Origin of the sequence: Campylobacter massiliensis, assembly GCF_014253065.1 — a bacterium.
In the GTDB taxonomy this organism is placed as follows: Bacteria; Campylobacterota; Campylobacteria; order Campylobacterales; family Campylobacteraceae; genus Campylobacter_A; species Campylobacter_A massiliensis.
Genome location: NZ_JACLZK010000001.1, coordinates 1,164,682 through 1,183,343, shown reverse-complemented (window position 1 = coordinate 1,183,343; position 18,662 = coordinate 1,164,682). Strand labels below are relative to the sequence as shown.

The 18,662-nt window shown below is 45.2% G+C and carries 24 protein-coding genes and 1 CRISPR repeat array (1 of these 25 running past the window's edge); of the genes, 7 read left to right on the top strand and 17 right to left on the bottom strand.

The genetic code is table 11. The features are described from left to right. Window position 1: 1 nt before the first annotated feature. The 14 genes from rplX to H7R39_RS05570 form a co-directional block, all read right to left on the bottom strand. Window positions 2-238: a 50S ribosomal protein L24 gene (rplX, locus tag H7R39_RS05635; protein WP_002943173.1), complete on the bottom strand. Its 237-nt coding sequence runs from the start codon at window positions 236-238 to the stop codon at window positions 2-4. Further along, the gene (gene rplN, locus H7R39_RS05630) at window positions 238-606 is read right to left on the bottom strand and encodes a 50S ribosomal protein L14 (RefSeq protein WP_002947105.1); all 369 of its coding nucleotides are present in this window, start codon (window positions 604-606) and stop codon (window positions 238-240) included. The genes rplX and rplN overlap by 1 nt, the downstream gene beginning before the upstream one ends. Next, window positions 606-857: a 30S ribosomal protein S17 gene (gene rpsQ, locus H7R39_RS05625; protein ID WP_009494830.1), complete on the bottom strand. Its 252-nt coding sequence runs from the start codon at window positions 855-857 to the stop codon at window positions 606-608. Before rpsQ ends, rplN begins: the two co-directional genes overlap by 1 nt. A gap of 10 nt (window positions 858-867) precedes the next feature. Next, the gene (rpmC, locus tag H7R39_RS05620; RefSeq protein ID WP_124851387.1) at window positions 868-1,053 is read right to left on the bottom strand and encodes a 50S ribosomal protein L29; all 186 of its coding nucleotides are present in this window, start codon (window positions 1,051-1,053) and stop codon (window positions 868-870) included. Then, on the bottom strand, window positions 1,040-1,465 hold the full coding sequence (gene rplP, locus H7R39_RS05615) for a 50S ribosomal protein L16 (RefSeq protein ID WP_002947109.1): 426 nt from the start codon (window positions 1,463-1,465) through the stop codon (window positions 1,040-1,042). The genes rpmC and rplP overlap by 14 nt, the downstream gene beginning before the upstream one ends. A gap of 2 nt (window positions 1,466-1,467) precedes the next feature. After that, window positions 1,468-2,169 (bottom strand): 30S ribosomal protein S3, encoded by a 702-nt coding sequence (rpsC, locus tag H7R39_RS05610; RefSeq protein WP_009494829.1) that lies wholly within the window; start codon window positions 2,167-2,169, stop codon window positions 1,468-1,470. A gap of 1 nt (window position 2,170) precedes the next feature. Beyond that, complete coding sequence (rplV, locus tag H7R39_RS05605; RefSeq protein ID WP_185898320.1) at window positions 2,171-2,503, bottom strand: 50S ribosomal protein L22; 333 nt, start codon at window positions 2,501-2,503, stop codon at window positions 2,171-2,173. Between the two features lie 9 nt (window positions 2,504-2,512). Next, on the bottom strand, window positions 2,513-2,794 hold the full coding sequence (rpsS, locus tag H7R39_RS05600) for a 30S ribosomal protein S19 (protein ID WP_002947116.1): 282 nt from the start codon (window positions 2,792-2,794) through the stop codon (window positions 2,513-2,515). Window positions 2,795-2,796: 2 nt separating this feature from the next. Then, window positions 2,797-3,627, bottom strand: a complete 831-nt coding sequence (rplB, locus tag H7R39_RS05595) for a 50S ribosomal protein L2 (RefSeq protein WP_185898319.1) — start codon at window positions 3,625-3,627, stop codon at window positions 2,797-2,799. 1 nt (window position 3,628) lies between these two features. Then, window positions 3,629-3,910, bottom strand: coding sequence for a 50S ribosomal protein L23 (locus H7R39_RS05590; protein ID WP_122862333.1), 282 nt, complete (start codon window positions 3,908-3,910; stop codon window positions 3,629-3,631). 1 nt (window position 3,911) lies between these two features. Beyond that, entirely contained in the window at window positions 3,912-4,526 is a 615-nt protein-coding gene (gene rplD / locus H7R39_RS05585; protein ID WP_185898318.1) for a 50S ribosomal protein L4, read from the bottom strand. Next, entirely contained in the window at window positions 4,523-5,101 is a 579-nt protein-coding gene (gene rplC, locus H7R39_RS05580; protein WP_002943472.1) for a 50S ribosomal protein L3, read from the bottom strand. Before rplC ends, rplD begins: the two co-directional genes overlap by 4 nt. A gap of 14 nt (window positions 5,102-5,115) precedes the next feature. Beyond that, on the bottom strand, window positions 5,116-5,427 hold the full coding sequence (gene rpsJ / locus H7R39_RS05575; RefSeq protein ID WP_002947121.1) for a 30S ribosomal protein S10: 312 nt from the start codon (window positions 5,425-5,427) through the stop codon (window positions 5,116-5,118). A 244-nt stretch (window positions 5,428-5,671) separates the two neighbouring features. Beyond that, window positions 5,672-6,319, bottom strand: a complete 648-nt coding sequence (locus H7R39_RS05570; RefSeq protein ID WP_185898317.1) for a tetratricopeptide repeat protein — start codon at window positions 6,317-6,319, stop codon at window positions 5,672-5,674. Between the two features lie 160 nt (window positions 6,320-6,479). Between H7R39_RS05570 and H7R39_RS05565 the strand changes: the two genes are divergently transcribed. From H7R39_RS05565 to H7R39_RS05555, 3 genes are all read left to right on the top strand, one after another. Continuing rightward, the gene (locus H7R39_RS05565) at window positions 6,480-7,574 is read left to right on the top strand and encodes an ATP-binding protein (RefSeq protein WP_185898316.1); all 1,095 of its coding nucleotides are present in this window, start codon (window positions 6,480-6,482) and stop codon (window positions 7,572-7,574) included. Window positions 7,575-7,583: 9 nt separating this feature from the next. Then, entirely contained in the window at window positions 7,584-8,465 is an 882-nt protein-coding gene (locus H7R39_RS05560; protein ID WP_185898315.1) for a hypothetical protein, read from the top strand. A 277-nt stretch (window positions 8,466-8,742) separates the two neighbouring features. Further along, complete coding sequence (locus tag H7R39_RS05555; protein WP_185898314.1) at window positions 8,743-9,312, top strand: ribonuclease HII; 570 nt, start codon at window positions 8,743-8,745, stop codon at window positions 9,310-9,312. 119 nt (window positions 9,313-9,431) lie between these two features. Here H7R39_RS05555 and H7R39_RS05550 read toward each other — a convergent pair whose 3' ends face one another. The 3 genes from H7R39_RS05550 to dnaG form a co-directional block, all read right to left on the bottom strand. Next, the gene (locus tag H7R39_RS05550; RefSeq protein WP_228724730.1) at window positions 9,432-9,989 is read right to left on the bottom strand and encodes a restriction endonuclease; all 558 of its coding nucleotides are present in this window, start codon (window positions 9,987-9,989) and stop codon (window positions 9,432-9,434) included. 298 nt (window positions 9,990-10,287) lie between these two features. Next, the gene (locus H7R39_RS05545; protein ID WP_185898313.1) at window positions 10,288-11,274 is read right to left on the bottom strand and encodes an argininosuccinate synthase domain-containing protein; all 987 of its coding nucleotides are present in this window, start codon (window positions 11,272-11,274) and stop codon (window positions 10,288-10,290) included. Beyond that, on the bottom strand, window positions 11,271-12,929 hold the full coding sequence (gene dnaG / locus H7R39_RS05540) for a DNA primase (protein WP_185898312.1): 1,659 nt from the start codon (window positions 12,927-12,929) through the stop codon (window positions 11,271-11,273). Before dnaG ends, H7R39_RS05545 begins: the two co-directional genes overlap by 4 nt. A 63-nt stretch (window positions 12,930-12,992) precedes the next feature. Here dnaG and H7R39_RS05535 point away from each other — a divergent pair, with 63 nt between their 5' ends. Genes H7R39_RS05535 through aroC form a run of 4 tightly spaced genes read left to right on the top strand, consistent with a single transcriptional unit; the run spans window position 12,993 to window position 16,312 of the window. Next, window positions 12,993-14,018, top strand: coding sequence for a hypothetical protein (locus tag H7R39_RS05535; RefSeq protein ID WP_228724729.1), 1,026 nt, complete (start codon window positions 12,993-12,995; stop codon window positions 14,016-14,018). Next, complete coding sequence (rnhA, locus tag H7R39_RS05530) at window positions 13,996-14,433, top strand: ribonuclease HI (protein ID WP_185898310.1); 438 nt, start codon at window positions 13,996-13,998, stop codon at window positions 14,431-14,433. Before H7R39_RS05535 ends, rnhA begins: the two co-directional genes overlap by 23 nt. Continuing rightward, entirely contained in the window at window positions 14,433-15,101 is a 669-nt protein-coding gene (gene rnc / locus H7R39_RS05525; protein WP_185898309.1) for a ribonuclease III, read from the top strand. The genes rnhA and rnc overlap by 1 nt, the downstream gene beginning before the upstream one ends. After that, window positions 15,098-16,312, top strand: a complete 1,215-nt coding sequence (aroC, locus tag H7R39_RS05520) for a chorismate synthase (RefSeq protein ID WP_185898308.1) — start codon at window positions 15,098-15,100, stop codon at window positions 16,310-16,312. The genes rnc and aroC overlap by 4 nt, the downstream gene beginning before the upstream one ends. Before the next feature lie 118 nt (window positions 16,313-16,430). Then, a CRISPR array of direct repeats spans window positions 16,431-18,662; the repeat unit is 30 nt; unit sequence GTTTCAAACTCCAACGGAGCAAATTTTAAC; it runs 622 nt beyond the window's last position.

Sequence of the window (18,662 nt, the reverse complement as noted above, 5' to 3'; positions counted from 1 at the left end):
TTCAGCCCTCAACTTTTGCAACATTTGAGATATCAATAGGCATCTCTTTATTGATAAAGCCGCCGTTTGGGGTTTTTTCGCTAGGTTTTATAGCTTTTTTAGCTACCTTGCAGCCCTCGACGATGACTTGTCCTTTTTTGGCTAGGACGGATAAAATTTTACCTGTTTTACCTTTGTCGTCGCCTGCGATGATCTTAACGGTATCGCCTTTTTTTACTTTAAATTTAACGTTAGCCATTATAACACCTCCGGAGCAAGCGAAACGATTTTCATAAAGTTAGCGTATCTAACCTCACGGCCGACCGGTCCAAAGATACGAGTACCGATAGGCTCGCGTTTGTTATCTAGGATGACGGCTGCGTTTTCGTCGAAGCGGATTAGCGAGCCGTTATCTCTTTGAACCTCTTTTTTAGTTCTAACGACGACCGCTTTTACCACTTGACCTTTTTTGATCTTACCGTTTGGAAGCGCCTTTTTGACCGAGCAGATGATAACGTCCCCAAGAGTCGCGTATCTTCTCTTGCTGCCGCCCAAAACTTTAATACACATTAGTTCTTTCGCGCCGCTATTGTCGGCAACCGTAAGCCTCGTAAAAGATTGTATCATTACTCAACCCCCGTCGCTAAAATAGTCTTTAAGCGGAAAGATTTTCTCGCGCTTAGCGGTCTGCATTCGATAGCTACGACAGTATCGCCCGCTTTAGTTTCGTTCTTTTCGTCGTGAATCATATATTTTTTAAAGCGTTTTACGAATTTGTGGTATCTTGGGTGCATAACGCGTCTCTCAACCAAAATCGTAGCCGTCTTATCGCCGGCCTTTTGTAAAACGACACCTTGAATTTCTCTTTTTAATGCCATTTCTCACCCCTTACTTTGAAGCGCTAATTGCAGTGTTGATTTGCGCTATTTCCTTACGGACGGCGCGAATCTCGTTAGGGTTGCTTAGCTGCATGGTTTTTAGCTTTTGTCTTAAAGTAAATAAAAGCACCTTTTTCTCTTTCAATAACGCGTTAAGTTCTGCAACGCTTTTGTCTTTAATATCAGTATATTTCATTTTCACTCTCTCGCGTTACGATTTTAGTCTTAAACGGAAGTTTGTGGATAGCTAGAGTTAGAGCTTCACGCGCTAATTCCTCATCTACGCCCGCCATTTCGACTATTATACGACCTGGTTTTATGTTCATAACCCACTCTTCGACTCCGGCTTTACCTTTACCCATACGAGTTTGTAGAGGTTTTTTGGTTAGCGGCTTATCTGGGAAAACTCTGATCCAAGTTTTAGCCTGGCGTTTTACGTGGCGAGTTAGAGCCACACGAGCCGCTTCGATCTGGCGCGAATTTACGCGGCCCGCTTCTACGGCTTTTATTCCGATCTCACCCATAGCAAGATCAGCGCCGCGAGTAGCTTTACCGCGGTTTCTGCCTTTCATCTGTTTGCGAAATTTAGTTCGTTTTGGCATCAACATGATTATTTACCTCTTCTTGCTCTGCGCGGTTTTTTATCGGCTTTTTCTTCTTCGTTCTTTTCAGGTTGAACGCCTTTTTGAAGAACCTCGCCTTTAAATATCCACACTTTTATACCTATGTTTCCATAAGTCGTATGCGCTTCAGCAACGCCGTAATCGATCTTAGCTCTTAGAGTATGAAGCGGAACGCGACCCTCTAAGTACCACTCTGTTCTAGCGATTTCCGCACCGCCAAGACGTCCAGCAACTGAAATTTTGATACCTTTAGCGCCTGATTTTTGAGCGCCTTGGATAACTTTTTTCATTGCGCGTCTAAATGCAACGCGTTTTTCAAGCTGCATAGCTACGTTTTCCGCAGCTAGCTGAGCTGAAGCTTGAGCTTTTCTTTCTTCTTTGATATTTACGTTTACTTCTTTGTTGATCAGCTTTTGGATATCCTCTTTAAGCTTCTCTACGTCAGAGCCCTTTTTGCCGATGATAATACCGGGGCGAGCTGCTACGACGGTTACGCGAATTTTCTTAGCCGTTCTCTCGATCAAAATTTGAGAAACGCCCGCGTAGTAAAGTTTCTTTTTCAAGAAAGCGCGAATTTTGTAGTCTTCGCCGATATTTTCAGCCAAAGTTCCTTTAGCAGGAAACCATCTTGACTCCCAGTTGCGGTTTATTCCTAGTCTTAGACCTATCGGATTTACTTTTTGACCCATATTACGCTTCCTTCTTTTCAGGTTTAGATACTTCTACTAATATATGAGAAGTCGGTTTGCGGATTCTGCTTGCGCTTCCTCTCGCTCGCTGTCTAAATCTTTTTAATACTGGGCCTGCATCCACGCGGCAGCTTGTCACGATAACCTCTTCGGGCTCAAATCCGCCGTTAGCTACCGCAGAGCTGATAGCCGTAGCGATAAATTTGGCGCCACGGTTTGGCATAAAGCTAAGGCTAGCTAGTGCAAATTCGGCGTTCATGCCTTGTACTTCTCTTGCGATTAGTCTGGCTTTAGTCGGAGATAGTCTTACGAATTTAATAATTGATTTGCTCATCTTATCCCCTTACTTACCGATTTTCTTTTGCACCGAGCCTTTGTGACCCTTAAATGTGCGCGTAGGAGCAAATTCGCCTAGTTTATATCCGATGTGGTTTTCAGTAACGTATACTGGAATGAAGCTCTTGCCGTTATGAACGTTAAACGTTAGGCCTATCATTTCAGGCACTATCGTGCTGCGTCTAGACCATGTTTTTATCGGCTTGTTGTCGTTGGCTTTTTTAGCGGCAACGACTTTTTTCATTACATGCTCATCGACAAAAGGTCCTTTTTTGAGTGATCTTGCCATCTCTATTTACCTTTCCTTCTTGAAATTATAAGCTTATCGCTAGCCTTCTTACGGCGAGTCTTAGCACCTTTGGTCGGTTTACCCCATGGAGTAACAGGATGACGGCCTGAGTTTTTCTTGCCCTCACCACCGCCGTGCGGGTGATCTACCGGGTTCATCGCAGAACCGCGAGTTTGAGGACGGATACCTCTGTGGCGATTACGTCCGGCTTTACCGATAGTTACGTTCGCCCAGTCTTCGTTACCTACTACGCCGATGCTAGCCATGCACTCTGCAAGCACTTGTCTCATCTCGCCGCTTGGCAAGCGAAGCATTACATATTTTTCCTCTTTACCCATTAGCTGAGCATAACCGCCGGCTGAACGAGCCATCTGAGCGCCCTTGCCCGGTTTTAGCTCCACGTTGTGTACGATAGTACCAACCGGGATATTTCTTAGTTTCATCGCGTTGCCAGGTTTTATGTCTAGGCCCGCTTCGGCTGCTGCTACTACATCACCAACATTTAGTCCGTTTGGTCTAATGATATAGCGTTTTTCGCCGTCTTTATAAGCGATAAGCGCGATGCGGCAGTTTCTGTTCGGATCGTACTCGATAGCTTCGACCTTACCTTCGATACCGAATTTGCGGCGTTTAAAGTCGATGATTCTATAAAGTTTCTTCGCTCCGCCTTCTTTATGTCTAGAAGTTATTCTTCCGTTATTATTTCTACCGCCGCTTACAGGGATCTTTACAAGCAAGCTTCTCACGCTAGGTTTAGCGGTGATATCCTCGCTCGATAAGCCCGTCATAAATCTGCGGCTAGGTGTATAAGGTTTATAGGTTTTTATCGCCATCTTACGCCTCCGTGTTTTCTAGGCTTGAGCCCTCAGGCAACTTAACGTAAAATTTCTTTATCTCGTTGCGTTGTCCTTCTCTTCCTTTGAAACGCTTAACTTTTCCGTCGATTCTAAGCGAATTTACGCGAAGCGGCGTTACTCCAAAATACTCTTTCAAAATTTCTTTCAGCCTGTTTTTAGTCATCTTAGGCGAAGTTTGTATGACGACCACGCCTTGCTCTTGAAGACCGAGAGTTTTTTCCGTATATAAAATCGTTTTGATATCAGTTATATCTGCCATTTCAGCCCTCTTTTATTATAGATTCAAGTGCGGCCTTCTCGATAACGACGGCACCGTAAGTCGCCACTAAGTAAGCGTTTATCTCGCTCGCATCGATTAGATAGCAGTTTGATAAATTTCTAAACGCCAATAGCGTGTTGTCGTCAAGCAGATCTTTTACGACCAAAGCGTCTCTCAAATTTAACGCGCTGATTACTTTAGCAGCGTCTTTAGTCTTACCGCTTGCGATCTCTATGCTATCTACCGCGAAAATTTTACCCGCGTTAGCTTTTTCGTTTAGCGCGAACTCAAGCGCCAATCTTTTTTGCTTTTTATTGACCTTTTGGAAATAGTTTCGCTCGTTGCTCGGACCAAACGCCACCGCGCCGCCTACCCAGACGTTAGTTCTAGTTGAGCCCGCTCTAGCGCCGCCGCGACCTTTTTGTCTCCACGGTTTTTTACCGCCGCCGCTTACGAAAGCTCTGGTTTTGGTGTGAGCCGAATTTGAACGCATACCGGACAAATAAGACTTAACGTAAAGATATAGGTTGTGCGGGTTGATCTCAGCGTAATTAGCCGGTAGATCAAGCTCGCTAGCTTTTTCAAATTTTTCGTTTAATACGCAAACTTTACTCATTTTACTATCCTTATTCTGCCCATTGCGCCGTTATAGCCAGCGACGCTGCCTTTTAAAACCAAAATTCCGTTTTCGGCGTCAAAGCTTACGATCTCGTTTTTAACGGTAACTTTTTCGTTTCCGGTGTGTCCGGCCATCTTCATACCAGGCTGAACACGTCCCGGCCACTCGCGGTTACCGATAGAGCCGTGTCTTTTGTGGAAGCGAGAACCGTGGCTTTTCGGACCGCCGCCAAAGCCGTGTCTTTTCACGACGCCTTGATAGCCTTTACCTTTTGAGCTGAAGCTAACTTTTAAAATTTTAGCCGAGCTAAGCGGACTAAAATCAAGATCGCCCGCCTCTTTATTGGCGACTTGTAGGGTTGCGAATTTATTAAATTCCGCCGTTAGGCTATATTTTTTTTGCTGACCCTCTATGGCTTTATTTTTTGCTTTACCTTTAGCATAAGCTACTATAGCACTGCCGCATTCGCTCACTTCGCAAACTTTAGCGTTTACGACCTTTAGAAGCGTAACGGGGATGCTTGGGTTGTTTACCGTTCTGCTCATGCCTATTTTTTCTACGATATATTCCATCTTTCACCTCGCCTTTATTTGCCCATCGCGCGGACTTCGACGTTAACCTCAGGGGCTAAGTCAAGCTTTGTTAGCGAGTCGACGGTATCGGGCGTAGCCGCTACGATATCTAGCATTCTAGCGTGAATTCTCATTTCAAACTGCTCGCGTGAGTCTTTGTTGATGTGTGGTGATTTTAAGACCGTGTAGCGTTTGATCTTCGTAGGCATCGGCACCGGACCTCTGACGTCGGCGCCCGTTCGTTTGACAGCTTCTACTATGGCTGCAACTGTGCGGTCGAGAACTCTATGGTCATAAGCTTTAAGCTTAAGCCTGATTCTTTCCATTTTCTTTCCTTTGAATAGAACTTGTCGCAAACATACGACACTTCTTACTTATGTAAGAGACTCGGATTTTATCCAAATGGCTTTTTAAAGTCAATATTTTGAGCAAATTTAGTAAAATTTAATAGATTTATTTCCTTTTTATAAGGAAGCTTTTGTAAATTTGGCTGAAAATTTAAAGCGGAATATTTAAATTTGATTTGGGGTAAATTTGGACAGATAAAAATCGTGTCCAAATTTTAAATAATCATCTTGAGCCTTGCTTTAAAAGTTCGTACATTCCGCAGGTTAGTTGCCAAAGCTTAACGCCTTCTTCAAAAGATTGAACAACATTATCGGTAGCCCCGGCAGTACATGCTCTTTGATAATATTTCATTGCGTCGTTTTTCTCATTTATTTTTAAGTATACATCGCCCAAAAAGCTGCAAGCAGTAAAATCCGGCGTGATGTCGCAGCTTTTTTTAACACGCCCAAATCCTTCCAAAAACGCTTGCTTCTCATTTATGCCTGAAACATGCTTATTGATATACAAAAATCCGAGATTTCTACAACCGAGCGCGTCGTTTCCGATGTCGCAAGACTTAGTATATAACTCAAACGTCTTTTTATAGTCTAGTTTTACGCCTTTTTCATTTTCGTACATAAAGCCTAGATTATTGCACGACCTGTAGTTTCCATTATCGCAGCCCTTTTTATAAAATTTCATCGCCTTGCCGTAGTCTTGCTTTACCCCGTACACCTCAAAGGCAAAATCATAAACTCCGCCCGCCACGCCGCACGCCATCTCATCTCCGGCATTACACTTGTTTTCATAGTCCTTTAGTATATCTGCCATCGGATTGTCTATCGCCAATGCACTTATTAACGTCAGACCAAAAACCGTAATTTTTTTCATAATATCCGCCTTTCAAATAAAAATTTAATGCATTCTACCCCCCCCCCCCCTTTTTTTTAAAAATCATTAAATTTGCCCTTGTTTTTTGACGTCAAATTTTAATTATCTTCCTCTTTACAAGGAAACTTCGCTATAATTTTCCAAATTTTAAAGGCTAAAAATGCAAACTCTAAACGCGCTATACCAAAGCCCGCCGAAAAACGTCAAATTTATAAATAGAAAATTTGAGATTACCGCGCCCAAAACGCTGATAAAAGGCGGCATAGGAAGCGGCAAAACCTCGTTGATCGCGGGCTTTTTGTCGGCATTTGATAGCAAAGAGTTTTTGTACGTAAATTTAGGCGATCTTCGCATAGACGCGGATGATATTTTGTCAAATTTTCTCGAGTTTTTACGCCAAAATCCGCAGATAAAAATTCTAGCGATCGATGATTTCGAGCAGAGATTTTGGGATAAATTCGAGCCGATTTTAGAGCTAAATTTGCAAAATTTTATCGTCGCTTCTGGGTTTAAAGACGCGAATTTAAACGGCTTTAGCGAGCTAAATTTGGATTTTTTAGACTACGAGGAATTTATCGCATTTTTTTCAAAAAAGATCGATCCAGAGACGCTTTTTAGCCACTTTTTGCTTCACGGCAGAAGTCCTGCGTCGGCCTTTTGCGACGCCGAAAACGTCGCGGCAAATCTACAAACCGCGTTAAAATCCTCGCTCTCCGCCACGCAGCTGGCCGTACTAAAAGAGTGCGCGAAAGCTCAGGCGCAAAACGTGAGCATTTTTGAGATTTTTAGCACGCTAAAATCCACCCGCAAAATCTCAAAAGATAGCGTTTACGGAGCGCTTAGCGAGCTAGAAAATATGAGCACAGTTAGCTTGGTAGAAAAATTTAACGAGCCAAACGCCGCAAAAAGGCTTTATTTTAGCGACTTTGCATTTAAAAGCGCGCTAAGCCTAAAAAAGGACTTCGCTAAAAATTTTAATAACACGGTTTTTTGCGAATTGGCCAAATTTAATGAGCAGATTTTTTATACAAAAGAGCTTGATTTTTTCCTGCCTAAAAGGAAACTTGCTATCATTTGCTCGCCGTTTAGCGATGCGGATTTGGTCTTTTTAAAATTTAAAAAACTGCACGCAAATTTAAAAAATTTAGGTATAAATAGGCTACAAGCAATCAGCGTGGCGAACTCCGGCGAGACGAGTATAGAGGGCATAAAATGCGAGGTGGCGCCGTTTTCGCGCTGGGCGCTGGGCATATAAGGAGCGGTTATGAGAGTGGTTGCGGCGCTATTTTTAGCCTGCGTTTTGGCGCTAGGCTACGAGATCAGACACGAAAACGAGGGCAAAATTTATAAATTTGCAGGCGAGGCGGACGGGAGTAAATTTGAGCTCTACATCAGCGAGCTTGAAGCCGAGTTTGAAAATTTTAGCGATAAGGGCGTCGTTTTGCCGCCTAAATTTCAAGGGCACGCATTTTTTGAGGGCGCCAGATACGACTTCACCAAAGGCGGCATCGAAAAATCGGGCGCCGCTATAACGGCCGTAAGCGCAGTTACCGAGTGGCTAAATCTAAGCGTAAAAGCGGATAAAGGCGAACTGACGGGCAAGCTAGCGATCAGAGGCAAGGCGCGAAAAGCCGTGATAAAACAGGTCGCAAGCTATGATTTTGCCGCGCTCGGGCTGCAAGAGATCGGGCGAGACGGGACGCGATTTGAGGCCGTCGCGAGCGACTTTTACGCGCCTAAATTTGCGCAAAATAACAAAAAATCTCTCGCCGCAAAACTTGAAAATTTTAAAACGACATGGCTCAAAGACCCCTCAAAAAACGCCGCAAACGCGCTAAATAGCCTCGAGTATCAAAACAGCAAAATAAGAAGCGTCTGCGAACTCGGAGAGGGCGGGAAAATCTGCAAAACCGTCTGGCTAAAAAACCTAAAAAAGATAAATTTGAGCGACGTTTTTAAGGATTTAAACGATGCAAATTTGACCGCGATTTTCGCAAAAGAAAAGATAACTCCGAGCGAAAATTTTACGCTCTCGCCAAGCGGAATTACTTTTTTTGACGGCGCGACCGGCGGCAAAAACAGCGAGATCTCGCTACCGCTTGAGCCCATCAAAGAGCATTTAAAGCAAAATTTCGGGCTGTTTTAGCCGATTTTTTCCGCCAGAAAATGAAGCTTAAAAAATGGAAGGCAAAATTTGATACGAAACAAGCTAAAATTTGACAAAACAAAGACGCAAGCGAAAAGTAAATTTTCAAATACCGTATAGAGAAAAAATCAAAAATCAAATCAAACCGAGGCAGAATTTGACGACTTAAAATTTGCAAATTTTATACTCGGTAGGATAGAACTATCAAGCACAAAAATCTCGCTATGCCAATAAATTTTGTACTTGAAAAAATAAAATTTAATAAGAAAGCACACCGATGAAAAACAAATCTAACGCCCAAATCTGCGGTATCGACGAAGCGGGGCGCGGCGCGCTGGCTGGGCCTTTGGCGGTAGCCGCATGCGTGCTAAAGCGCGAGATAGCGGGGCTAAACGACTCAAAAAAACTAACCGCAAAGCGGCGCGAGGAGCTGTTTAAAGAGATCGCGGGAAGCTCGGAATTTCTCATCGCGTATTTTTCAAACGAGCAGATCGACGAGCTAGGGCTTAGCGAGTGTCTTAGGCGCGCGCTGCGGCTGTTTAAGTCGCATTTTGCGGACTACGAGTTGCTCTACGACGGCAATGCAAACTACGGCACCGGCGTAAAAACCATGGTCGGAGCCGACGGCAAAGTCGCGCAGGTAAGCGCGGCCAGCATCCTAGCCAAAGTAAGCCGCGACGCGCTGATGACGGCGTGGGACGGCGTGCATACGAGCTACGGATACGCCGCGCACAAAGGCTACGGTACGAAGGCGCATCTGGACGCAATAGCAAAACTGGGCGACTCGCCGCTGCAAAGGCGCAGCTTTCGCGCAAAAAGCTTTGAACGCGGACTGTCTGACGAATGATTTTTTGATATAAAATGAGTTTTTAGGCGATAAGCAGTTTATCCTAATCCGCAAGAAATCGCAATTTACAATCATCTATCATGCGTTCTATTTAAACTTTTTAATCAAATTTGAGTAAATCAGCTACTCGCAAGCAGTTTTTCTAGCTTGCGATTTTTAAAGAATTTTACGACGTCAAACGCGATTTTAGCGGCCAAAAGCGCCAAAAAAACGTGTCTAAAAGTATAAAATTTGCCTAGATATTTATGCTTTTTCATGAGCTTTAGCGCGAGCGATTTTATCGCTTCTATGGGCTTTTTGATTGCTTCGCCGATCATTTTGTCTTTTATCTCATGCACGACGAGAGCGGTGACGGTTTTTAGGTATTTTTTCGTTTTGGGCGCGGGTAAATTTTGCGTCTTGGTTTCGCCGTAAACGCCGCCGACCCAATCTTCAAAATTTTGTCTAGCGTTTTTGCCTTTTAGGAGTTTTTCGCCGGTTTTGCTTATCTCGTAGATCCCGCGCGAAGTCTTTAAAACGATCCTCTTTTCTTGCGGTAAAGCTTGAATTTTAGGGCTATTTGCTATGACGCTTAAAAGCGCGTCCGTTTTGCTTTGACTCGCACCCGTTTTGTGCGATAAAAACTCCGCTATCTCCTTACGGTTCGCCTTTTTTCTCTCGTTTAAAAACTGCGCCAATAAAAATAATCCTTGATAATCCATCGCAAAAACTCTCATTATTATATTAAAATGAGAATTATACTTAAAATATATCAAAATAAAATAAAAGACAAAATCACTTTGATTTTGATGCGTCGCAAGGTGAATTAAATTTGCCGAGTTAAAACAAGGGGTTTGTACTGTAAATTTGAAATTTATCCGTGTGCAGACTCTAAAATTTGCGGTAAATTTAATGAAAGACGGCAAAAGCTTGAGCGCTTCGAGCCGTTTAAATTTGCCTTTTTCCGAAAATCAGGCAAATTTAAAGCTCTCAATTTTAACTAACGAAAAACTCCTGCGCAGGCTCTTTGCCCTCAAAAGGCTTCACGCAAATATCGCGCTCGCCGATCCTAGCTCGCACCGCCGTATCTTTATCGGCTCTGGTGTAGGCAAGCGCCAGCCGCACGGCAAACTCGAGGTCGGCCTCGTTAAATTCAGCATCCACGAAGCTCACCGCACCTACGATATCGCCGTCAAATTTGATCTGCGTAAATTTTGGATTATTTAGGGCTAGCAGTTTGGCGTTATCGTTTTCGTCGCGGCCGATGACCATTTTGGTGCCGTTTGTTAGGCGTAGATGGCGTCCGAGGCGCAGTAGCTGCATATCCGCACTCGTCATATTTGGGTCAAATTTGATGAAATCTCTGATTTTATTCGCAAAGCTCTCGATCGTGAGCAAGCACCCGCCGCCCGGCGTCTCGTACTCGCTAAAGCCAAACTCTTTCGCGAGCGCGAGCTGTCTTTTGCGGTCGCGTCCGCCGATAGCGAGCAGTTTACTGCGATCGACCCAGCCCTCTCTCTCGGGTTTTGTTGGCTTCATCAGCCGTGCAGACATCGGGCGCAAGATGAGATCCTCCTCGTCGCCCGCGGCGTTTTTGACCCGCAACATCGCGTCGCGCCTCTGACTCATCGTACGCTGACCGACCACCTCGCCCGTCGCTATAAAGTCCGCGCCCTCCGAGCGCATCATCGCAAGCGCCGTTTTAAACATATATCCGTGGCAGTCGATGCAGGGGTTAAAGTGCTTGCCGTAGCCGTATTTTGGCGTGAAAAGCACATCGCGTAGGTATTCGTTTCTAATATCGACTATCTTAAAATCAGCTCCGGCTTCGTTTGCGCGGCGGCGTAAAATTTCCATCTTTCCCTCGTCGCCGCTAAAGCCGATATCGATGTGCACCGCCGTAACGTCGATGCCTTGGTTTGTCAGCAGCTTGATGGCGATCATGCTGTCCAGCCCGCCGCTAAATAAAACTAATGCTTTCATTTTTCTAACCCTTGTAAAATTTTTCCAATTTTTATCAATATTTCCTCTTTTTTATTATATGGTATTTTGGCAGCAAGGTAGTCTGCTTGCATTGTTTTATAAAATTCTATTTTTAAAATTTTTGCGGTTTTTAGAATTTCATCTTCGGTTTTAAAGGTATCGTAGCTTTCAAATATTATTTCTCGAACCACAGCTTCGTCTTGCGTCGCGCCGTTTGCAATAGCTTCAAAAATATCTCTGTAGGATGAAAAATACTCTGGTTTTAAATTTTCTAAAATAATTTTTTTTAATTTTGGATTTTCTACCATAGTTTTCAAAATTTGAATTTTGAGCGGGTCTTTACGCCCGCGCTGATTTTTGCCGAAATTTTGCATTTCGTAGGCTTGCATACGCTCCTGGACGGCTTGCGTATTTGCACCTCTAGTTAGCCAAAACGACCCCTCGGCTATATTTAAAATTTTAGCCACGAGCGGGGCGTAGGAGTTTGCAACGACGGGTTTTAGGCTCGCCGTAAAGGCCTGGATCGCCTCTAGCGCTTTTTGCTTTTGCACGGGGCGCGAGAGGTCAAAGCCGCTGGCTAAATGTCTGATGTAAAATTCGCCGATCTCCGTGCCGCTTTCAAAAATTTGCCGCAGATACTCTATCTTGCCCGCTACCACCATATCGGCCGGATCTGCGCCGCCTTCTATGATGACGACGCTGCCGTCGATTTCGTTTTGCGCGAGCAGCAGGGCGGACTTTGTCGCGGCGTTTATGCCCGCGTCGTCGCCGTCAAAGCACAAAATAACGCTAATCTCGCCGCGCTTTAAAAGCGGCAGGTGCTTGGTCGTGAGCGCGGTTCCCAGCACCGCTACGACGTTGTTAAAACCCGCCTTGTGCAGCATGATGACATCCATGTAGCCTTCGGTGATGATGATCTGATTTTTGGTGAAAATTTCGCGCTTTGCCAGGTGGTAGCCATAAAAAAGCGTGGATTTGTCAAAAACTGCGGACTGGGGCGAATTTACGTATTTTGCGGGGTTGCCGCTGATCGTACGTCCGCCAAAGCCCACGAGCCGTCCCGCGTGCGTGTAGATAGGAAAGGTGATACGGTTTATGAAGCTAGCGTAGATGCCGTTTTCGTTTTGCTTTACGATACCGACTTCTAGGGCTTCTTTGGGCTCGATTTGATCGTTTTGCAGTAGCCTTATCGTCTGCGCGCTCTCAGGCGCGAAACCTAGTTCAAATTTATCTATTAGCTCGTCCGTGATACCGCGCGAGTACAAATACTCGACGGCCGCAGGAGTTTTGTAAAGCAGCGAGCGGTAAAAGGCGTTTGCGTTTTCTAGGATGTGCTTGTTTTCTTTCGTCGGTTCGCCGCCGCGCACATAGTTTAACGTGAAATTTTGCAACCCCGCGATCTTTTCGACGGCTTCGGGGTAGCTTAGCTTTTCGTAGTCCATCACGAATTTGATCGCGTCGCCGCCGGCTTTGCACGAAAAGCAGTGAAATATCCCGCGCGACGGACTCACGCTCATGCTCGGGTTTTTATCGTCGTGAAACGGGCAGACGCACACGAAGTTCGCTCCGCTTTTTTTCAGCGGCAGATAGTGCCCAACTATATCGACGATATCGGTTTGCGCTTTTAGTCTTTCTATTGATTTTGGATCGATCATAAGCGAGATTATACAATCGTTTTGCTATAATCGGCGTTAAATTTGACTTTAGAAAGCGGCATTTTGGATATATTTTTTATCGAATTTAGAGACCCGATTTTCGGTCTCGTGGTGCTAGTCGCCGCGGTGCTCGTGATCGCCGTTTTTAGCTACGCGTGGGGCGTTTTTAAGAGCAAGGACGAAAAGGCGGAGATCGCGGGATTTTTGAAAAAATTCGGCAAATCTCAAGGCCTGAGCGACGAAAACAAGCAGCTTTTGATAAACTCTGGCGCAGATACGGCTACGATGTGCTTTTTGGCGGGGACGTTTTCAAAAAGCGGGTATTTTGAAAAGGCTATTAGCGTCTATGCCGTGGCTTTGGAGCGAGCTAAAAACCGAGCGGCAAAGGAGCAAATTTTTACCGATCTGGGTCAGACTTATTTTAAGGCGGGCTTTCTCGAGCGCGCAAAGAGCGTGTTTTTGGAGGCGCTAAAAATCTCTCCGCGAAATCAAATCGCGCTAAAATCTCTAACGATAATTTTCGAAAAACTAAAAGACTACGAGGGCGCGCTGCAGGCCTTGGACGCGTTGCAGGAGCTTGGCAGCGACGTGAGAGCGCAGACGGCCTACATAAAGGCGCTGCAAATTTTAGCGGATAAAAGCAGGGACGAAGCCGCTAAGATCGGCGAAATTTTAGCCCTAAAGGATGAATTTGCGCTCGTGCGCCGAATGGCGATGGAGAGGTTAAATTTAAACGGTTCGGGGCTTAAGGATTTTAGCGATTTCCCGCCGCTACAGGACGTTTTGGATTTAGTTTATTATCAAAACACGCCCGTAAATTTAACCGACCCCGAGTATAAGAGCCTATTTTTCATCAAAGGCATGAGCGACGAGGACGGCGCGCCGCTGGGTTTTGAGCTAGAGGTTTTAAAGAAGCTAAAAGCGGCAAACTACGACAAAGCCGCGCTTAGCTTTAACTACGTTTGCAAGAGCTGCAAAAACGCCTTTCCTATGCATTTTTACCGCTGTCCGATGTGTAGTGAGCTAGGCAGCGTGCAAATTTTGCCTCACATCACGGAAAAACCTGATGAAAACAGTATGCCTTTTTAGCGACGGCTCGTGTCTGGATAACCCAGGACCGGGCGGCTGGGCGTACATCCTAGAGTACGGCGAGCACAAAAAAACGGCAAGCGGCGGGCAGGCGCACACGACGAATAATCAAATGGAACTACGCGCTGCGATCGAGGGACTAAAAGCGCTAAAGCAGCCGTGTCGCGTGAAGCTCTACACCGATAGCTCATACGTCGCAAACGCCGTAAATGCGTGGCTAGAGGGCTGGGTGAAGAAAAACTTTAAAAACGTAAAAAACGTCCCGCTGTGGCAGGAGTATCTAGGCGCAAGCGAGCCGCACGAGGTCGAAGCGATCTGGGTCAAAGGTCACGCCGGACACCCGCAAAACGAGCTTTGCGACGAGATGGCGCGCGAGCAAGCCGTAAAGATAAAAAATAGCTTAAAAGGCGAATAATGCGAAATTTGGAAGAGAAATTAGGATATAAATTTAAAGACGAAAAGCTGCTAAAAACCGCGCTCACGCACAAAAGCGTAAAAGGCGGTGCGAACAACGAAAGGCTCGAGTTTTTGGGCGATGCGGTGATGGATCTGGTGATCGGGGATTATCTTTTTCACAAATTTTCGCGCCTAAGCGAAGGCGATCTGAGCAAGCTAAGAGCCGCGCTCGTAAATGAAAAAAGCTTCGCCGAGCTGGCTAAATATCTAAATTTAGGCGGGCTCATCAACATCTCGCAGGCCGAGGAGCACAACGGCGGACGACTAAAAGCCTCGATACTCTCGGACGCTTTCGAGGCGCTGATGGGCGCGATCTACCTAGAAAGCGGCTTTGACGCCGTGCGCGCGGCTAGCCTAAAAGCCTTTGAGAGATGCTATCCTGATATAAATTTCGACCGCATGGTAAAAGACTACAAAACCGCGCTGCAAGAGCTAACTCAAGCGCGCTTCGCCGAGATACCAAAATACGTACTGGTAGGCTCAAAAGGCCCCGATCACAAGAAAGAATTTGAGATCGCGCTGATGCTAAACGAGCGCGAGATCTCGCGAGCCGCGGGCAAGAGTAAAAAAGAAGCCGAGCAAAAAGCCGCCAAAACCGCGCTTGAGATTTTAGGAGACGGCAAGTGAATACCTTCGGACGCAAACTAACGCTAACGACGTTTGGCGAGAGTCACGGAGCGGCGATCGGCGGCGTGCTAGACGGCTTTCCTGCGGGTGTGCGCATTGATCTAAATTTTATCCAAAGCGAGCTTGACAAACGAAAGCCGGGCGGCTCGAAATTTGCCACAGCAAGGAGCGAAGGCGACCGCGTGGAGATTTTAAGCGGCATGTTTGATGGGCTAAGCACGGGCACTCCGATCGGCTTTATCATCCGAAACGAAAATCAAAAATCGGGCGATTATGAAAATTTACGCGAGCTCTTTCGTCCTGGGCACGCCGACTATGCTTACTACCGCAAATACGGCATCCGCGACCACAGAGGCGGCGGACGCAGCTCGGCTAGAGAGACGGCCGTGCGCGTGGCGGGCGGCGCGATAGCTCAAATTTTGCTGGGCGAGTTTGGCGTCAGCGTGCAAAGCGGCGTGGCTAGCGTAGGTGAAATTTCGTGCGGCGAGCGACCGGATTTCGAGCTGGCGGCGCGCTCGGAGATATTTTCGCTGGGTAACGAAGAGGCGATGAAAGGGGAAATCCTAAAAGCCAAGCAGGAGCACGACAGCGTCGGAGCTAGCGTCGTCACGGTTATCCGCGGCGCGCCGGTGGGGCTTGGCGAGGGGCTATACTATAAATTTGACGCGGCAATCGCGGCTGCGATGATGGGCATAAACGGCGTCAAAGCCGTAGAAATCGGCGAGGGCGTGAATGCAAGCAAGATGCGCGGCAGCCAAAATAACGACCCGATGAGCGCGGCGCATATAGGCGTAAATTTGGGCGCGGATAACTCTACTCTTGACGGTACGGACGAGCCGACAAATTTAAACGGCGGCAAATTTGACGAATGCAAAAGCGAGGCGGACGGCGAGGCTTGCCGCGGATTAAATTCAAACGAGAAATTCGGATTCGCCTCAAACCACGCGGGCGGAACGCTGGGCGGCATGACGAGCGGACAAGAGGTCGTGATAAAGACACATTTTAAGCCGACTCCGTCGATATTTTTACCTCAGCCGACGCAAAACGTGCGCGGAGAGGATACTCTCTGCGAACTGCGCGGACGGCACGATCCGTGTATCGGAGTGCGCGGCAGCGTCGTAGCTACCGCGATGGCTAGACTAGTAACGGCCGATATGCTGCTTTTAAATTTGAGCGCAAATCTTGCAAATTTAAAGAAAATTTACGGCTAGAATAGTAAATAAAAATAGAGGGCTAGAAAGGCCCTATCAATTCAAAATCCCCAAAAAACCTCTATATTTATTTACTTTAAAAAACCCCAAGTATTTTAAATATGCCTGTTTTACTTACCAGAAAAACTCCAACGGAGTAAATTTTAACGGCTCGCCAAACCCGACCAAATTTCAAGACGAATTCGATTTCAAACTCCAACGGAGTAAATTTTAACTATTAGAAAAATATGCGGAGAATATGCGAAGATTTGGGTTTCAAACTCCAACGGAGTAAATTTTAACTCGGGGTCATTTAGCGGTTTTTGCAGGTTTTTTAGTTTCAAACTCGAACGGAGTAAATTTTAACGTCATACGCGGTTTTTAGATTTGAGATAGAGCTCAAGTTTCAAACTCCAACGGAGCAAATTTTAACCTTATCTGTTCGGTCATCCCGCCCGTTTCGGGGTCGGTTTCAAACTCCAACGGAGCAAATTTTAACACACTGATGGTTCTTGCATTGATTGTAGTAGTTTGTTTCAAACTCCAACGGAGCAAATTTTAACCATGATAACTTGTTTAGTCGGCAATCCTGGAAGCGGGTTTCAAACTCCAACGGAGCAAATTTTAACCCTAAACCTGATGATCCTAATAACCCTGGCGGTGGGTTTCAAACTCCAACGGAGCAAATTTTAACTGAAGCTGTTTTATTTTTTGACTTTTAGCTTCATTGTTTCAAACTCCAACGGAGCAAATTTTAACTTTTTGAGCCGACTAGCGCTCTTGCATCTTGTTCTCGTTTCAAACTCCAACGGAGCAAATTTTAACCGTCGATAGATTTTATGCGTTATCGGAGTTTTTGTTTCAAACTCCAACGGAGCAAATTTTAACTGAAAAATCTCCATTAGATACGCCCCGTCAAAATCGTTTCAAACTCCAACGGAGCAAATTTTAACTTTATATATGGGAGAATATGAAAAAGCTGTGTATAGTTTCAAACTCCAACGGAGCAAATTTTAACATAGGTCAAGTTAAAGCTAGGATCGCAAATAAAAATGTTTCAAACTCCAACGGAGCAAATTTTAACGCAACTCCTACAAAGCCCTTGCAGGTTATCAAGGTTGTTTCAAACTCCAACGGAGCAAATTTTAACATCTCGCCTTGCAAATTGTAGCCGGCGGTAGATATGAGTTTCAAACTCCAACGGAGCAAATTTTAACATCATTACATTTTTGGCACTGTCGAGTATTTGAATGTTTCAAACTCCAACGGAGCAAATTTTAACTTTTATTAAGCTATCCAAGCACGATTTCATAAAATGTTTCAAACTCCAACGGAGCAAATTTTAACTCGGGAAATGAAGTCGTAGCTGATCTTTGGGATGGTTTCAAACTCCAACGGAGCAAATTTTAACGCGAAGTCGAGCGCACGCAAGCACAACAAGAAATTTAGTTTCAAACTCCAACGGAGCAAATTTTAACCGCGCGGAGCAAGCAAAGAAGGCCGCCTTGTCAATCGTTTCAAACTCCAACGGAGCAAATTTTAACTTTCGTGCCTAGTATAGGCGCGGTCAAAGGACGCCGTTTCAAACTCCAACGGAGCAAATTTTAACCCGTATTTTTTTGGAACTTGGTTTTTGTACCTTCGGTTTCAAACTCCAACGGAGCAAATTTTAACGCTTTTTTAGCTTGTTTCAAATCTTTAGATTTTAGTTTCAAACTCCAACGGAGCAAATTTTAACCGGCGCAGAGCGCCTGAAGCTTGGCGGGAAAGAAGTTTCAAACTCCAACGGAGCAAATTTTAACGCGGAAGTTATCCTTTACGACGCGCTTAAGACCTAGTTGTTTCAAACTCCAACGGAGCAAATTTTAACTTAAAATTATTGACCCGGTCAGACTGATACATCTTGGTTTCAAACTCCAACGGAGCAAATTTTAACAATATCCCCGAGCATAAGGAAGTTATCATTTATGAGTTTCAAACTCCAACGGAGCAAATTTTAACTCATAGTTGCCGTTATATTGACGGCCGTATTTCTTAGTTTCAAACTCCAACGGAGCAAATTTTAACGGCTTTTGGTTCCTTTGCTAACAATTCTTTTGTAAAATGTTTCAAACTCCAACGGAGCAAATTTTAACTTAAAGTTGATAGCGTAGCATGTTCGCTATTTATGCAGGTTTCAAACTCCAACGGAGCAAATTTTAACTTAGTTTCCTTTAACTCCGTTTGATTTTCAGAAATTTGGTTTCAAACTCCAACGGAGCAAATTTTAACTTAGAAGCGATATATCTACATATCAAAAGCACTTGTTTCAAACTCCAACGGAGCAAATTTTAACGGTCCGGGTCATGGTGATGGCTCAGGCTTTTACGGT

Excerpts from the sequence above, each read along its gene's own strand:
- rplX (WP_002943173.1), bottom strand. The coding sequence starts at position 238 with ATGGCTAACGTTAAATTTAAAGTAAAAAAAGGCGATACCGTTAAGATC.
- rplN (WP_002947105.1), bottom strand. The coding sequence starts at position 606 with ATGATACAATCTTTTACGAGGCTTACGGTTGCCGACAATAGCGGCGCG.
- rpsQ (WP_009494830.1), bottom strand. The coding sequence starts at position 857 with ATGGCATTAAAAAGAGAAATTCAAGGTGTCGTTTTACAAAAGGCCGGC.
- rpmC (WP_124851387.1), bottom strand. The coding sequence starts at position 1,053 with ATGAAATATACTGATATTAAAGACAAAAGCGTTGCAGAACTTAACGCG.
- rplP (WP_002947109.1), bottom strand. The coding sequence starts at position 1,465 with ATGTTGATGCCAAAACGAACTAAATTTCGCAAACAGATGAAAGGCAGA.
- rpsC (WP_009494829.1), bottom strand. The coding sequence starts at position 2,169 with ATGGGTCAAAAAGTAAATCCGATAGGTCTAAGACTAGGAATAAACCGC.
- rplV (WP_185898320.1), bottom strand. The coding sequence starts at position 2,503 with ATGAGCAAATCAATTATTAAATTCGTAAGACTATCTCCGACTAAAGCC.
- rpsS (WP_002947116.1), bottom strand. The coding sequence starts at position 2,794 with ATGGCAAGATCACTCAAAAAAGGACCTTTTGTCGATGAGCATGTAATG.
- rplB (WP_185898319.1), bottom strand. The coding sequence starts at position 3,627 with ATGGCGATAAAAACCTATAAACCTTATACACCTAGCCGCAGATTTATG.
- H7R39_RS05590 (WP_122862333.1), bottom strand. The coding sequence starts at position 3,910 with ATGGCAGATATAACTGATATCAAAACGATTTTATATACGGAAAAAACT.
- rplD (WP_185898318.1), bottom strand. The coding sequence starts at position 4,526 with ATGAGTAAAGTTTGCGTATTAAACGAAAAATTTGAAAAAGCTAGCGAG.
- rplC (WP_002943472.1), bottom strand. The coding sequence starts at position 5,101 with ATGGAATATATCGTAGAAAAAATAGGCATGAGCAGAACGGTAAACAAC.
- rpsJ (WP_002947121.1), bottom strand. The coding sequence starts at position 5,427 with ATGGAAAGAATCAGGCTTAAGCTTAAAGCTTATGACCATAGAGTTCTC.
- H7R39_RS05570 (WP_185898317.1), bottom strand. The coding sequence starts at position 6,319 with ATGAAAAAAATTACGGTTTTTGGTCTGACGTTAATAAGTGCATTGGCG.
- H7R39_RS05565 (WP_185898316.1), top strand. The coding sequence starts at position 6,480 with ATGCAAACTCTAAACGCGCTATACCAAAGCCCGCCGAAAAACGTCAAA.
- H7R39_RS05560 (WP_185898315.1), top strand. The coding sequence starts at position 7,584 with ATGAGAGTGGTTGCGGCGCTATTTTTAGCCTGCGTTTTGGCGCTAGGC.
- H7R39_RS05555 (WP_185898314.1), top strand. The coding sequence starts at position 8,743 with ATGAAAAACAAATCTAACGCCCAAATCTGCGGTATCGACGAAGCGGGG.
- H7R39_RS05545 (WP_185898313.1), bottom strand. The coding sequence starts at position 11,274 with ATGAAAGCATTAGTTTTATTTAGCGGCGGGCTGGACAGCATGATCGCC.
- dnaG (WP_185898312.1), bottom strand. The coding sequence starts at position 12,929 with ATGATCGATCCAAAATCAATAGAAAGACTAAAAGCGCAAACCGATATC.
- rnhA (WP_185898310.1), top strand. The coding sequence starts at position 13,996 with ATGAAAACAGTATGCCTTTTTAGCGACGGCTCGTGTCTGGATAACCCA.
- rnc (WP_185898309.1), top strand. The coding sequence starts at position 14,433 with ATGCGAAATTTGGAAGAGAAATTAGGATATAAATTTAAAGACGAAAAG.